The organism is Bradyrhizobium sp. Mp27, from assembly GCF_029953005.1.
In the GTDB taxonomy this organism is placed as follows: domain Bacteria; phylum Pseudomonadota; class Alphaproteobacteria; order Rhizobiales; family Xanthobacteraceae; genus Bradyrhizobium; species Bradyrhizobium barranii.
This window is the reverse complement of record NZ_JASAUS010000112.1, coordinates 1-14071: the sequence shown is the minus strand read 5'-3', so window position 1 is coordinate 14071 and position 14071 is coordinate 1. Positions and strand designations below refer to the sequence as shown.

9 protein-coding genes and 3 pseudogenes are annotated in these 14071 nt (G+C 63.5%); 5 read left to right on the top strand and 7 right to left on the bottom strand.

The window, feature by feature from the left end:
- Positions 1–161 precede the first annotated feature (161 nt).
- Positions 162–350 (top strand): annotated as a pseudogene (locus QJT78_RS36905) (CoA transferase); the annotation flags it as partial.
- 950 nt (positions 351–1300) lie between these two features.
- Here the strand turns inward: QJT78_RS36905 and QJT78_RS36900 are convergent.
- The 3 genes from QJT78_RS36900 to QJT78_RS36890 form a co-directional block, all read right to left on the bottom strand.
- Positions 1301–2818 carry a tripartite tricarboxylate transporter permease gene (locus tag QJT78_RS36900; protein WP_028149701.1) on the bottom strand — a complete coding sequence of 506 codons (1518 nt, stop codon included), beginning with the start codon at positions 2816–2818 and terminating at the stop codon, positions 1301–1303.
- A 9-nt stretch (positions 2819–2827) separates the two neighbouring features.
- The gene (locus QJT78_RS36895) at positions 2828–3370 is read right to left on the bottom strand and encodes a tripartite tricarboxylate transporter TctB family protein (RefSeq protein WP_028149700.1); all 543 of its coding nucleotides are present in this window, start codon (positions 3368–3370) and stop codon (positions 2828–2830) included.
- A 190-nt stretch (positions 3371–3560) separates the two neighbouring features.
- Complete coding sequence (locus QJT78_RS36890) at positions 3561–4535, bottom strand: tripartite tricarboxylate transporter substrate-binding protein (protein ID WP_028149699.1); 975 nt, start codon at positions 4533–4535, stop codon at positions 3561–3563.
- 421 nt (positions 4536–4956) lie between these two features.
- Between QJT78_RS36890 and QJT78_RS36885 the strand changes: the two genes are divergently transcribed.
- Complete coding sequence (locus tag QJT78_RS36885; protein WP_080586696.1) at positions 4957–5568, top strand: A24 family peptidase; 612 nt, start codon at positions 4957–4959, stop codon at positions 5566–5568.
- An 82-nt stretch (positions 5569–5650) separates the two neighbouring features.
- Here the strand turns inward: QJT78_RS36885 and QJT78_RS36880 are convergent, their stop codons facing one another.
- From QJT78_RS36880 to QJT78_RS36865, 4 genes and pseudogenes are all read right to left on the bottom strand, one after another.
- The gene (locus QJT78_RS36880) at positions 5651–6448 is read right to left on the bottom strand and encodes an enoyl-CoA hydratase/isomerase family protein (RefSeq protein ID WP_028149697.1); all 798 of its coding nucleotides are present in this window, start codon (positions 6446–6448) and stop codon (positions 5651–5653) included.
- Positions 6449–6479: 31 nt separating this feature from the next.
- Complete coding sequence (locus QJT78_RS36875; RefSeq protein WP_028149696.1) at positions 6480–7679, bottom strand: aminotransferase class V-fold PLP-dependent enzyme; 1200 nt, start codon at positions 7677–7679, stop codon at positions 6480–6482.
- Positions 7680–7856: 177 nt separating this feature from the next.
- Positions 7857–8183, bottom strand: a pseudogene (locus QJT78_RS36870) (MFS transporter); the annotation flags it as partial.
- Between the two features lie 15 nt (positions 8184–8198).
- Positions 8199–9452, bottom strand: a complete 1254-nt coding sequence (locus tag QJT78_RS36865) for an alanine--glyoxylate aminotransferase family protein (RefSeq protein ID WP_085965467.1) — start codon at positions 9450–9452, stop codon at positions 8199–8201.
- Positions 9453–9534: 82 nt separating this feature from the next.
- Between QJT78_RS36865 and QJT78_RS36860 the strand changes: the two genes are divergently transcribed.
- From QJT78_RS36860 to QJT78_RS36850, 3 genes and pseudogenes are all read left to right on the top strand, one after another.
- A complete protein-coding gene (locus tag QJT78_RS36860; protein ID WP_028149693.1) occupies positions 9535–10272 on the top strand; it encodes a GntR family transcriptional regulator in 738 nt (245 codons plus the stop codon).
- A 104-nt stretch (positions 10273–10376) separates the two neighbouring features.
- Positions 10377–13353: pseudogene (locus tag QJT78_RS36855) on the top strand (FAD-linked oxidase C-terminal domain-containing protein).
- The gene (locus tag QJT78_RS36850) at positions 13346–13774 is read left to right on the top strand and encodes a heme-binding protein (RefSeq protein ID WP_028149692.1); all 429 of its coding nucleotides are present in this window, start codon (positions 13346–13348) and stop codon (positions 13772–13774) included. The pseudogene QJT78_RS36855 and the gene QJT78_RS36850 overlap by 8 nt, the downstream one beginning before the upstream one ends.
- Positions 13775–14071 lie beyond the last annotated feature (297 nt).

Genomic DNA, 14071 nt, shown 5'->3' with positions numbered 1-14071 from the left:
GCGCGGGCCGGACGGCAATCTGAACCCCGGCTCCAGATGAATGCCATGGCTGAGAAGACTCCCGACGCTGCCTAGAAGAGCTGCGAGATCTGCGTGCAAGATCATCCGTTTGGCGAGAATTCTCCGACCTCTCTCAGCCATTACCCCACGCAAAGACCTGCGCTCAGGACGTGCCGAACGACGAGGACCGCCACATTCGACTGGTCGGCCAACCCGTCACGCTGTCGCGCACGCCGAGCAAGATGGCGGCGCGGCCGCCGGAGTTTGGGGAGCAGACTGATGAGGTGCTGAAGGAGTTCGGGTTCGATCAGGAGGAAATCGCAGGTCTAAAGGCGCCCAAGGTCGTGTGAACTACAAAACGACCAGGAGAGCGTGGATAACGAAGAAGCAGTGGGAGTTCCGCAAGCGTTAGCGCAATGCTTTCTCCCGTGCGGCCCGTAGATCAGCTGACGCCTGCGCAGGGCTCATGACCGGCGCTCGGCTAGGCGGTGGCTCATTGAGGTCTCGAGCCCAGGGTGCACCGGTTTTAACGGTCGCCACCGAGGAAGCCTGATCGGAGCTCACGCACGACGAGACAACAAGGCTGACCAAAACCGCCTCTGTGATCCGCCTCGGCCTCCTTACTTTCTTGGCCATTTGAGAACCATTCATCAGAGTAAGACGTTTGGCACGGGCTCGGTCAGGCAAAGGTTGAGGTTTCCTTCTGCCGATTCCCTTAATATAGACAAGTTCTCGGATATAGCTATTGGCTTGGAAGTAGCCAAATCGACACCGCGGAAAGAGCCCCGCCTCAGATGAGCCAAATAGCGTTCATGGTGAGCTCTTCGGATGGCCCCTAAGATTCATGACCGAATGTCCTGCCCAACATGCGGGTCTGTTTACGAACGTTCAATGCGGTTCGTTCCCTTAGCGGAAGCCGGACAATTCCAATGTCCCGGTTGCGGCGAGGTGTTCGCCCAATGGTACACCCAGTACTTGCCGATTTATACGTTGCTCGAAGCCCGCTCAAAGCTTGGCACCGCAAAGCCTTTCACGCGCACTCATATTGGAAAGCCCAATCTTGCAGCGATATTAGACGAAATCTTGGACCCTGCACCTGAATGCAGTGATATCGTTGAACGGTCGTGGCGGCCTCAATACAAACCAACTTAATACTTCGAGTAGATCGACGTTCGCCTCCCTCGTCAGAGAATGGTCGACTGTGAAGAACCGATGAGATCAGCGCGAGATGGTGACGCTTAGATACGGCCCCAGGCTAAGCGTTTGGGATGTGGCACTAGCCGGCCTTCTCTCGCTCTAGCTAGTGGGACGAGGACTTTGGCTGCTGCGTTCCTCCGACGCGGCTCAGCAAACCATCGATCACTGGCCAGAACAGCAGCAAGATCGCGAGCGTCGTGATCGAGCCGACCAGACCGTTCGACCAGAACACCTTGAGGTTGCCGCCGGACCCGATCATCGACAGGCGGAAGGCATCCTCGGCGCGGTTGCCGAGGACGAGCGCCAGGGTGAACGGCGCGAGCGGGATGCCGATCTTCTTGAAGACGTAGCCGACGACGCCGAAGCCCAGCATTAGCCAGATGTCGAACATCGCGTTCTGGATCGCATAGGCGCCGATCGCGCAGGACACCACGATCATCGGCGCCACCGCGGCGAACGGCACCCGCAGGATCGAGGCGAAGATCGGCACCGTCGTCAGCACCAGCACGAGGCCGACGACATTGCCGAGATACATCGAGGCGATCAGGCCCCAGACGAAGTCCTTGTGCTCCACGAACAGCAGCGGACCCGGATTGAGTCCCCACACCATCAACCCGCCGAGCAGGATCGCGGCCGTGCCGGAACCGGGAATGCCGAGCGCCAGCATCGGCAGCAGCGCCGAGGTGCCGGAGGCATGCGCCGCCGTCTCCGGTGCGAACACGCCCTCGATGCGGCCCTTGCCAAAGCTCTCGGGATCCTTGGCGAAGCGTTTTGCGAGGTTGTAACCCATGAAGGAGGCCGCGATCGCGCCGCCCGGGGTGATGCCGAGCCAGCAGCCGATGAAGGAGGAACGCAGCAGCGTCACCCAGTATTTCGGCAGGTCCTTCCAGACGCTCAGCACGACGCGGAGCGAAATGCTTGCCGCGTGTCCACGCAGCGCCAGCCGCTCCTCCATCGTCAGCAGGATCTCGCTGATGCCGAACAGGCCGATGACGGCAACGAGGAAGTTGATGCCGCGCAAGAGCTCTGACGAGCCGAAGGTCATGCGCAGATTGCCCGACACCGTGTCCATGCCGACGCCGGCGAGCAGAAGCCCCAGCGACATCGAGATGACCGTCTTGTGCTTGGCCTCGCGCCCCAATCCGACGAAGGAGCAGAAGGTCAGCAGATAAACAGCGAAGAACTCGGGCGGACCGAACTTCAACGCAAAGGACGAGATCATCGGCGCGAGGAAGGTGATCAGCAGCACCGCGACCAGCGAGCCGATGAAGGAGGACGTGAACGCCGCGGTCAGCGCCTCCGCCGCCCTGCCCTGCTGCGCCATCGGATAGCCGTCGAACGTGGTCGCGACAGACCATGCCTCGCCGGGGATGTTGAACAGGATCGAGGTGATGGCGCCGCCGAACAGCGCGCCCCAGTAGATGCAGGACAGCATCACGATCGCCGAGGTCGGATCCATCGTGAAGGTGAGCGGCAGCAGGATCGCAACGCCGTTGGGGCCGCCGAGCCCGGGCAGCACGCCGACGAAGATGCCGAGCACCAGCCCGACCATCATCAGCACGAGCGTCTTCCACGTCAGCAGGACGGCGAAGCCGTGAAGCAAGAGACCGAGAGCTTCCATCGTGAGCGCCTAGTGGCCGAAGGCCGCTTCGAGCGGCCCTTTCGGCATGATGACGTCGAAGGCGATGTCGAAGGTGACGAACATGATCGCCGTGAACAGGAAGGCAGTGAGCAGCGACTTCCACAGTGCGATCTTGCCGACGAGCCGCATGAAGCCCGCGATCAGGAGGAAGCTCGCGACGTAGAGGCCGAGGAACTGCATCACCAGACAGAACAGCAGCGTCGGCACGAACACCGCCATCACACGGCGCGCTTGCGCTAGCGTGACGAAGCTTTCGGATACCGCGCGGTGCGCCACGAAGGCCGCAATCAGGCCATAGAGGCTGCCGCCACCGAGGATGACGGAGAGATAGAACGGGAAATAGCCGGGCTCCGGCCCGGTCGAATCCCAGGAGGCGCCGGTGCGCCAATTGTCATAGCCAAGCGTTGCGGCCAACGCGAGCAACAGCAGGCAGACGAGTATCTCGATCGTGCCGGAGGAGACGACGGAGGGTGAGTCGTCTTCAGGCGCGGTCGGATCGTCGACGACGATTTCAAGATCGGTTTGGGACATGACCTGTCAGGGATGGAGTGCGCTCAATTTCCCCTCTCCCCGCTTGCGGCGAGAGGGTCGGGGTGAAGGGGAGCCTCCGCGGCGACGGTGAGAATTGGACTCGCGGAGAAAGCCCCTCACCCCGACGCTCCCAGCGCAAGCGAAGCTCGTCGCGCCCCCGTAAGAACGGGGAGAGGGAGAAGAGAGACGGCTACTTCGCGACGAATCCGGCTTCCGTCATCAGCGACTTGTTGGTGGCGTCGTCCTCCTCGAGAAATTGCACCATGTCCTTGCCGGTGAGGAAGATCGGCTTCAGCGCCTGCTTTTCCATGTAGTCCTTGTATTCCGCGGTCTGCGTCACCTTGTGGAACAGATCGACATAGAACGCCTGCTGCTCCGGCGTGACCTTGCCGGGCAGGAACATCGCGCGCAGCATCAGATACTGGACGTCGACGCCCTCCTCCTTGCAGGTCGGGATGTCGGCCCAGGATTGCGTGTCCGTCACCTTGCTGGTGTAGGAGATGCGCTCCTTGTCGAACACGCAGAGCGGGCGCACCTGGCCGGCACGCCAGACTTCGAGATTTTCGCTCGGGTTGTTGACGTTGGATTCGGTGTGGTTGCCGACGAGCTGGGTCGCGGCCTCGCCGCCGGACTTGTAGGGCAGATAGGAGAATTTCGCGCCGGTCTTCTGCTCGAGGAAGACGGTCAGCACGTGATCCTCGCGCTTGGAGCCGGTGCCGCCCATCTTGAACGGCGAACTCGCCGCCTTCGCGGCCGCGACGAATTCCTTCACCGTCTTCGGACCTGCGCTGTTGTCCCACAGCACGAACTGGTCGAGCGCGATCACCGAGACCGGCGTCAGCTCGCGCCAGTTGAACGGAATCTTCGCCGACAGCGGCAGCATGTAGATCAGCGAATAGGCGATCAGCACCTTGTTCGGGTCACCTTCGCTGGATTTCATGTACATCAGCGCTTCCGCTCCCGAGGCGCCACCCTTGAGCGAGACGACGATCGGCTGCTTCATCAGATTGTTCTTCTGAATGGCGGCCTGCATCATCCGCGCCATCTGGTCGGAGGCGCCGCCCGCGCCGGCGGCCACCACGATCTCGACGGGCTTGGTCGGCTCCCAGCCGGCAAAAGCCGGCGCGCCACAAAGCGCGGCGGCCAGCACGACCGCGGCCTTCATTCCATGTCCCACGTGCGTCTCCCCAGTTTTTCGCCTATGTTCTTGTTCGGATTGGCAATTCGCGAAGCAATGCGAATTGCATTGTGCGGGCGAATGCCGGCCAGTTCAAGCCGGCCCGGCACCGCTCCGCTTATGACTTTGGAATGAGATCGATTGCAAGCTCGACCGCTGAAATCTCGGAACTGGAATAGAAGGCGAGTCACCAAATCAAGGCTGCAGTTCGGTTTGCCGCCTACGATCGTTCGGGAATTCCCTACTGTCTGGCGGTGAGAGATAATTTGTCACAGCTTTGTGCCACAAAGCCCGCGAGATCATCGGGCGCATCGGCCAACACACCAGACGCAACCGATATGATCACTGGTCTCCAGTCGCTTCATTGAAGAACGGGCGCGTTTCCTCGTTTCGCAGATGCCGAGAGCCTATGGTCTATTTCAATCGGAATTCCGCTGGTCGAAAACCAGAAGTAATTCAAAGCACTTTGGCATTTGCTGTTGTCGTATTCGTGCTCGTTGTCACGAGCCTCATGATCGCGCCGGGCGCGGATGGGCTGTTAGGTGCATACCTCGCCGCCTTAATGCTCGGCATCGCCTGCAACGACGCCCGCCACTACCTCATTCCAAACGAGCTGACCGCCGTGGCTTTCGGAATTGCCTTGTTACGCGGATTAATCTCACCCAATGCCAGTGCAACATCGATATTGTGTCCGGTCTTTCGCGCCTCGGCGGTAAGTCTGCCGTTGTTTTTTCTCTTGTTGTTCTACCGTTACTGGCGCGGCCGGGACGGATTGGGACTTGGGGACGTCAAGCTTGCCGCGGTTGCCGGTGCGTGGCTCGAACTCCCAACGGCGGCTGCGGTGATCGAATTGGCTGCACTTTCAGCGATTGCCGCGTACACCGCCAATGCTGTCGTGCGACGGCAGTCGCTGCGAAGTATGGCATTCTTGCCATTCGGACTTTTTATGGCGCCAGCGATTTGGATCGGCTGGCTGAGCGAACAATTGCTTTTGCGCTGGGGGTATTTCTGGCCGGGTTGACCTCGCGGCTTGCAAGGGCGGTGCCTCGGCGGTCTCGCGGTCACCAGTGGATGATTGAGACGCGGAGACCTAGTGTTGCGCGCTACTTGCCCTTCCAGTTCGGTGTACGCTTGTTGAGGAAGGCGTCCATACCCTCGCGGAAATCTTCGCTCATATAGGCCTTGAGGATCAGGTCCTCGCCCTCTTCGCGCGACAGCGTGCGGCGGATGCGGCGCACCGCCTCCTTGGTCGCTTCCAGCGTGAGCGGCGCATGGCTTGCGACGAGCTTGGCGGTCTCATCGGCGCGGCGCTGCAGCGTCTCGACATCGGGCACGACCTCGTTGAGCAGGCCGAGCGACAGCGCTTCCTGCGCCTCGACGAGCCGCGCCTTGAAGATCAGATCCTTGGTGCGGGCAGGTCCCACCAGCGAGACGACGCGGCTGATGTTCGACATCGACAGGCAGTTGCCGAGCGTGCGTGCAATCGGAAAGCCGATGCGCGTGGTTTCGGTACCGATGCGGAGGTCGCAGCAGGCCGCGATGCCGGCGCCGCCGCCGGTGCAGGCGCCCGCGATCGCCGCGATCACGGGCACACGGCACTGCTCGAGCGTGCCGAGCACGCGGTCGATGCGGGCCTCGTAGTCGAGCGCGTCCTGCGCGGTCTTGAACGCACGGAACTGAGAAATGTCCGTGCCGGAGGCGAACGCCTTGTCGCCGGCGCCGGTCAGGATCAGCGCCTTGATCGAGCGATCGGCGTTGATCTCCTGGCAAATCTCCGCCATGCGCTCATACATGGCGAAGGTCAGTGCGTTGCGCGCCTGGGGGCGGTTGAACGTGATCCGCGCGATGCCGTCCGTGACGGAGTAGAGCAGGTCTTCGTTAGCAGTCGCAGGTAGGTTCATCGCGCGCTCACTTCACTTTTCAAAAACCAGTTCAAGCCACCTGAGCCTTGGCCATCGGCACCGCGTCGCGTCCCTTCAGGACGTCCATGGCCGCCAATACGCCGCCGCTCCGGTGCGGAATCTTTGCAAGATCCAGGCCCATCTCGACGCCGGCGAGCGTGCCCATCAGCATCAGGTCGTTGAAATGGCCGATATGGCCGATGCGGAACACCTTGCCCTTGACCTTGTTCAGGCCCGTGCCGAGCGACATGTCGAAATTTTCGAGTACCACCTTGCGGAAGGCGTCGGCGTCGTGCCCATCGGGCACGCGCACGCCGGTCAGCGCCGGCGAGTGAGCGGCGGGATCGGCGCATTGCGTCTCCAGGCCCCAGACCTTGACCGCGGCGCGCGTCGCGGCGCTGTGGCGCTTGTGGCGGGTCCAGACATTCTCCAGCCCCTCCTCTTCCAGCATCTTGACTGCTTCACGCAGGCCGTAGAGCAGATTGGTCGCGGGCGTGTAGGGGAAGGTGCCGAGCTTGTTGAAGGAGATGACCTCCTGCCAATCCCAGTAGGAGCGCATGCCAGGGTTGGCCTTGGCGACCGCGAGCGCCTTCTCCGAGACGGCGTTGAAGCCGAGGCCCGGAGGCAGCATCAGGCCCTTCTGCGAGCCGGCGACCGAGACGTCGATGCCCCAGGCATCGTGCTCGTATTCCATCGAGCCGAGGCCGGAGATGGTGTCGACCATCAGCAGCGCCGGATGCTTGACGCGGTCGAGCAGCCTGCGCACGTCGAGCGGCGGCGTCACGCAGCCGGTCGAGGTCTCGTTGTGCACGACGCAGACCGCCTTGATCGTGTGCTGCTTGTCGGCGCTAAGGTGCTTCTCGATCTCGGCGAGGTCGGCGCCATGGCGCCAGTCGCTCGGGATGAAGTCGACGTCGAGCTTGAACTTGTCGGCGATGCCGCGCCACAGCACGGCGAACTGGCCGGTCTCGCACATCAAAACCTTGTCGCCGGGCGCGAACACGTTGACCATCGCCGCTTCCCAGGCACCGGTGCCGGACGAGGGGAAGATGATCACGGGCTGCTGGGTGCGGAACACCCGCTGCATCGAGGCGAGGACCGCAAAACCGAGCTCGGCGAACTCCGGACCGCGATGGTCGAGCGTCGGCATATCCATCGCCCGCAGCACCCGGTCGGGCACGTTGGTCGGTCCTGGAATCTGTAGGAAATGCCTTCCAGTGTGCACGGTCATCGGCGTCCTTCCCGGTCTAGCCTTGGTTTTGATGGCCGCCGAATAGCACCATTTGACCGGCTTGTCCCCTCTCCTAAAGGCGCCACCCATGCATAACCGGCGGCCCCCCGCCCGGCCGCGCTTCCCCTACTCCGGGCCACCACCTTTCGGGAAGGCAGGCGCCCCCGTGAACCCCGTGAACGGGCGCTCCGGATGCATCAGGAAGGCGGAGAAGCCACCGAGCAGCAGCAGCCCCATCGACATCAGGAACGGCAGGTACCAGTTGCCGGTCGCGTCGATCACGAAGCCGGCAACGAGCGGCGACACGATGGCGGCGAAGACCGAGCCGGTGTTCATGAGTCCCGAGGCGGTGCCGGAATATTTCGGGGCGATATCCATCGGGATCGACCACATCGGGCCGATCACCAGCTCGGCGCAGAAGAAGCCGGAGGCGAACAGCGCCGAGTTCTCGATGTCGAGATTGTAGTTGTTCTTGAAGAACAGCGGCAGCCAGTTGAGATAGAGCCTGCACCGCGCGGCTTAAGTGCCGACCACTTTCAGATGCGGCGAGGTATTGCCCTGCGGGCGCTGCTCCAGAAGCTTCATCGCAGCGTCGACGCCGCCGGAGCGGTGCGGCACGCCCGCAACCGACAGGCCCATCTCCACGCCGGTGAGCGCGCCGAGCAGCGTCAGTGCGTTGCACTCGCCGAGATGGCCGATGCGGAAGACTTTTCCGGCGACCTTGGACAGGCCCGAGCCGAGCGACATGTTGTAATTGTCGAGCACGATCTTGCGGAACTGATCGGCGTCGTGGCCCGGCGGCATCAATACCGCGGTGAGCACCGGCGAGAACTCTGAGGGCTCCTGGCAGAGGATCTCGAGGCCCCAGTGACTGACCGCGGCACGCGTCGCGGCAGCCAGCCGCTGATGGCGCGCGAACACGTTGTCGAGCCCCTCCTCGAGCAGCATCGCGATGGCCACGCGCAGGCCGTAGAGCAGATTGGTCGCCGGCGTGTAGGGGAAGAAGCCGTTTGCGTTGGGCTTGAGCATTTCCTCCCAGTCGAAATAGGAGCGCGGCATCTTGTTGGTCTTCGCAGCAGCGCGGGCCTTCTCCGAGATCGCGTTGAAGCCGAGACCGGGCGGCAGCATGAAACCCTTCTGCGAGCAGCTCACGCTGACATCGACCTTCCACTCGTCGTGGCGGTAGTCGACCGAGCCGAGCGAGGAGATGGTGTCCACCATCAGCAGCGCCGGATGCGCGGTGCGGTCGATCGCGGCGCGGATCTCGGCGATGCGGCTGGTCGCGCCGGTCGAGGTCTCGTTGTGCACGACCATGACGGCCTTGATCGCGCGCGCCTTGTCCTCGGCGAGCTTCACCTCGATCACGGCCGGATCGGCGCCGCGGCGCCAGTCGCCGGGCACGAAGTCGACCTCGATGCCGAACCGCCCCGCCATCTGCCGCCACAGGGTGGCGAAATGGCCGGTCTCGACCATCAACACCCTGTCACCAGGCGACATCGTGTTGACGATCGCGGCCTCCCAGGCGCCCGTCCCCGACGAGGGGAAGATCACGACCGGGCCTGCGGTCTGGAAAATCTTCTGGCTGCCTTCGAGCACGGCGCGGCCGAGCTCGCCGAACTCAGCGCTCCGGTGGTCGATGACCGGCATGTCCATGGCGCGCAGGACGCGCTCGGGGACCGGGCTCGGGCCCGGAATCTGAAGGAAATGGCGTCCTTGGTGCATGAAAACCTCCCTGTCGGCGGACTCTGGCCGGCTTTGGAGGTTATTTTGCATTCATTTTTTGTCACTTCAATCGAATTTTGGTATTCGATTGTGAACATCGACGCGATCAAACAGGCAAACTATTGTGCTGCAAATGAAATCCACGATTCCCGACACCGGGGTTCCGATCGCCCCACCCGCCGCAAATGGCGGCGACCGCCAGGAGGCCTCGCTTCACGGCGAGATCCTGCTGCGGCTGCGCGACTACGTGGTCGAGGGCAACATCCCCGACGGCGCGCGCGTTCCCGAGCGGCAGCTCTGCGCGATGCTCGGGATCTCCCGCACGCCGCTGCGCGAGGCCCTGAAAGTGCTCGCTTCCGAGGGCCTGATCGAGCTTCTGCCCAACCGCGGCGCGCGCGTCCGCCAGCTCAGCCAGCGCGACCTCGAGGAGCTGTTTGACGTCATGGCGGGGCTGGAGAGCCTTGCGGGGCGCCTCGCCTGCGAGGCCATTACGGATGAGGAAATCACCGCGATCGAGCAGCTGCATTACGAGATGTATGGCCACTATCTGCACCGCGACATGCACGGCTATTTCCAGACCAACCAGCGCATCCACGAAAGCATCGTCGCGGCCGCGCGCAACGAGACGCTGAAGAGCGCCTACGCCAACTTCGCAGGCCGCATCCGCCGGGTCCGCTACTCCGCCAATTTCGCCCGCAAGCGGCAGCGCTGGGCGGAAGCGATGCGCGAGCACGAGGCCATCCTCGACGCGCTGCGCCGCCGCGCCGCCAGCGAGCTCAGCGACATCCTGTTCCAGCACCTGCGCAACAAGCGGGCGGCCGCGATCGAGCACCTGACCGAACCCCAAGAGGACGCGCCGGCCTCACCCTGAGGGGCGGCCGACTTGCTCATTTTGAATTCATAATATAATCGATCGTGAGAAATAATGAATAAGTCAGCAAGGCTGTGCCTCGCTGGGTCAATCCGGGACCAGGGATGACAAACGCCTCCTCGCTCGAACGGCGCCTGCGCGCGGAAATGACCGGCGACGTCCTGTTCGACGGCTTCAGCCGCGGCCGCTACGCCACCGACGCCTCGTTCTATCAGATCATGCCGGCCGGCGTGGTCGTGCCCAGGACCATGGACGAGGCCTTGCGGGCGCTGGCGATCGCGCGTGACGAGGGCCTGAAGGTCACCCCGCGCGGCGGCGGCACCTCGCAATGCGGCCAGACCGTCAATGACGGGCTCGTGGTCGATCTCTCGAAGTACCTGAACCACATCCTTTCGCTCGACGTCGCGGGCCGCACCTGTGTGGTCGAGCCCGGCATCGTGCTCGACGACCTCAACCGCCAGCTCAAGAAGCACGGCCTGTGGTTTCCGGTCGACGTCTCCACGGCCTCGCGCGCCACCATCGGCGGCATGGCCGGCAACAATTCCTGTGGCGGCCGTAGCCTGCGCTACGGCACCATGCGCGACAACACGCTGTCGATGGAGGCGGCGCTCGCCGACGGCACGCTGGGCCGCTACGGCGAGGTGTCGCGCGATCTCTCAGATCTCGATTTGAACGACAGCGCGCGAGCCCTGTTCCGCGACATGCTCGATCTCGGCGCTCGCGAGGCCGACGAGATCGCCGCGCGCTTTCCCAAGGTGCAGCGCCGTGTCGGCGGCTACAATCTCGATGCGCTGACGCCGCGCAATGCGCGCAACAACATGGCGCATCTCCTGGTCGGCTCCGAAGGCACCCTCGCCTTCACCACCAAGGTCGAGCTGAAGCTGTGGCCTGTGATCCGCAACAAGGCGCTCGGCATCTGTCATTTCGGCAGTTTCTACGAGGCGATGGACGCCGCCCAGCACCTGGTCAAGCTCAAGCCGATCGCGGTCGAGCTGGTCGACCGCACCATGCTCGCGCTCGGCCGCGACATCGCGATGTTCAGACCGATCATCTCCGCCGCCATCAAGGACGATCCGGATGCCGTTCTGGTGGTCGAATTCGCCGAAGAGGACCAGGCGGACAATCTGGTGCGCCTGAAGCAGCTCGGCGAGCTGATGGGCGATCTCGGCTTCGGCTGGAACAACGACAAACGCAAATGGGGCGGCGTGGTGGAGATCACCGAGCCCGCGCTGCAAAGCGGCATCGCCGATTTCCGCGCCGCCGGCCTCAACGTCATGATGTCGATGAAGCAGGAGGGCAAGCCGGTCTCGTTCGTCGAGGATTGCGCCGTGCCGTTGCCGCATCTGGCCGACTACACCGCGCGCTTGAGCGAGGTTTTCGAAAAGCACGGCACCAGCGGCACGATGTATGCGCATGCCTCCGAGGGCTGCCTGCACGTACGGCCCGTGCTGAACCTGAAGCTGGAGAAGGACGTCAAGGCGATGCGGGCCATCGCCGAGGAAGCCTTCGCGCTGGTGCGCGAGTACAAGGGCTCGCATTCCGGCGAGCATGGCGATGGCCTGGTGCGCTCTGAATTCCACGAGACCATGTTCGGCGAGCGTCTTGTCGCCGATTTCAGGGAGGTGAAGAGCCGCTTCGATCCCGAAGGCGTGCTCAATCCCGGCAAGATCGTCGATGCGCCCCGGATGGACGATCGCTCGCTGTTTCGCTTCCGGCCCGACTATCGCGTCACCGAGCTGAAGACCAGGCTGGACTGGTCCGCGTATCCTGGCGCTGGCAGCGGATTCCAGGGCGCGGTCGAGATGTGCAACAACAACGGCGCCTGCCGCAAGCTCGAGGGCGGCGTGATGTGCCCGTCCTACCGCGCCACGCGCAACGAGAAGGACGTCACCCGCGGACGCGCCAACAGCTTGCGGCTCGCAATCTCCGGCCAGCTCGGTCCCGACGCGTTGTCCTCCGACGAGATGATGGAGACCCTAAAACTCTGCGTCTCCTGCAAGGCCTGCCGCCACGAATGTCCGACGGGCGTCGATATGGCCAAGATGAAGATCGAGGTGCTCGCCGCCCGCGCGGCGTCCCATGGCCTGACCCTGCGCGATCGCCTGGTCGGCTACCTCCCGCGCTATGCCGGTCTCGCATCGCGCTTCGCGCCACTCGCCAATTTGCGCAACCGCAGCCCGCTGCTGCGAAAGCTGTTCGAGCGCTTTGCCGGCATCAGCGCGCGCCGCGCCCTGCCCGCCTTCCGCAGCGACGTGTTCGTGCCGCCCGCGGAAGCGGTCGGGCCGGAGACCGGCCGCGAAGTCGTGTTGTTCACGGACACCTTCAATCGCATCTACGAGCGCGAAAATCTCGACGCCGCGCTCCGCGTGCTCGCGGCGGGCGGTTATCGCGTGCACCTCTCCAGGCCGGCGAGTGGCAGTCGCCCGCTCTGCTGCGGCCGTACATTCCTCTCAGCCGGTCTCGTCGACGAAGCCAGGGCCGAGCTCGACCGCCTGGTGGCTGCGTTCGCGCCCTTTGCCGCCCGCGGCGTGCCGATCGTCGGCCTCGAGCCGAGCTGTCTGCTGACACTGCGCGACGAGCTCGCCTCGCTGCGCAAGGACAACGATGCCAAGGCCGTCGGCGCCCACGCGCTGACTTTCGAGGAATTTTTGGTGCGCGAAGCGGAGGCCGGAAGGCTGCAACTGCCCCTCGGCACCGTCGCCGACAAGGCCATCGTGCACGGCCACTGCCACCAAAAATCCTTCGCCGCCTTCAAGCCGGTCGAGCAGGTGCTGCGCCTCGTTCCGGGCCTGAAGGTCGAGACCATCGAATCGAGCTGCTGCGGCATGGCCGGCGCGTTCGGTTACGGCGCTGACACCTATGGTGCCTCGATCGAGATGGCCGAGCTGTCGCTGCTGCCCGCCGTGCGGCGCGCCGACCAGAATACACTCGTCGTTGCCGACGGCACCTCCTGCCGGCATCAGATCCACGACGGCGCCCAGCGCGAAGCGCTTCACGTCGCGCGCGTGCTGGCGATGAGCCTCGACCGCGCCGCAGCAAATTCCACTTCTCACACCAAAAAAGGAAACCAGCCATGGCTGACCTCACGCTCGACACCGCCCGCAAGATCCTCGACGCCGCCTTCGCAAAGTCCACCGAGCTGAAGCTCAAGCCGCTGGTTGTCACCATCCTGGACGCACGCGGCGTGCTCAAGATCGCCGCGGCGCAGGACGGCACCAGCCTGATGCGCGCCGAGATCGCCCACGGCAAGGCCTATGGTGCGCTCGCCATGGGCATGGGCTCGCGCGCCTTGTACCAGCGCGCGCAGGAGCAGGCCTATTTCATCGACGCCGTAAATACGATCGCCAAGGGCGCGCTCGTACCGGTGCCGGGTGGTGTGCTAATCCACGACGGCACGACGCTGCTCGGCGCCGTCGGCGTCTCCGGCGACACCTCCGACAACGACGAAGCCTGCGCGGTTGCCGGCATAACGGCCGCCGAACTGAAAGCGAATGCAGGATGATGGCTGAGGCTCTTGGGTCCGGGACAAATTAGCGTATCGCAAGCGGGCAACCGTCTCGAGCAACGACAACCTTGCCTTTTCGTGGAGCTACTAAATTGTCGTAAGGTAAGCCAGCGCGCTCGCGCCAAAATTCGCGGAGCTCGCTCGCGTCAGTCGAGCCATCGCCAACAATGCTTCGCCCTCCATCCTAGTACCCACTTTTCTTGGAACGTGAGTCGTGATTCAAGGTCGGGATGATACCCGAAGCAAGAGAAGTCCACCTTTCGAGGAAAGATCGCAAGGTGCTTGAGGCGTGCT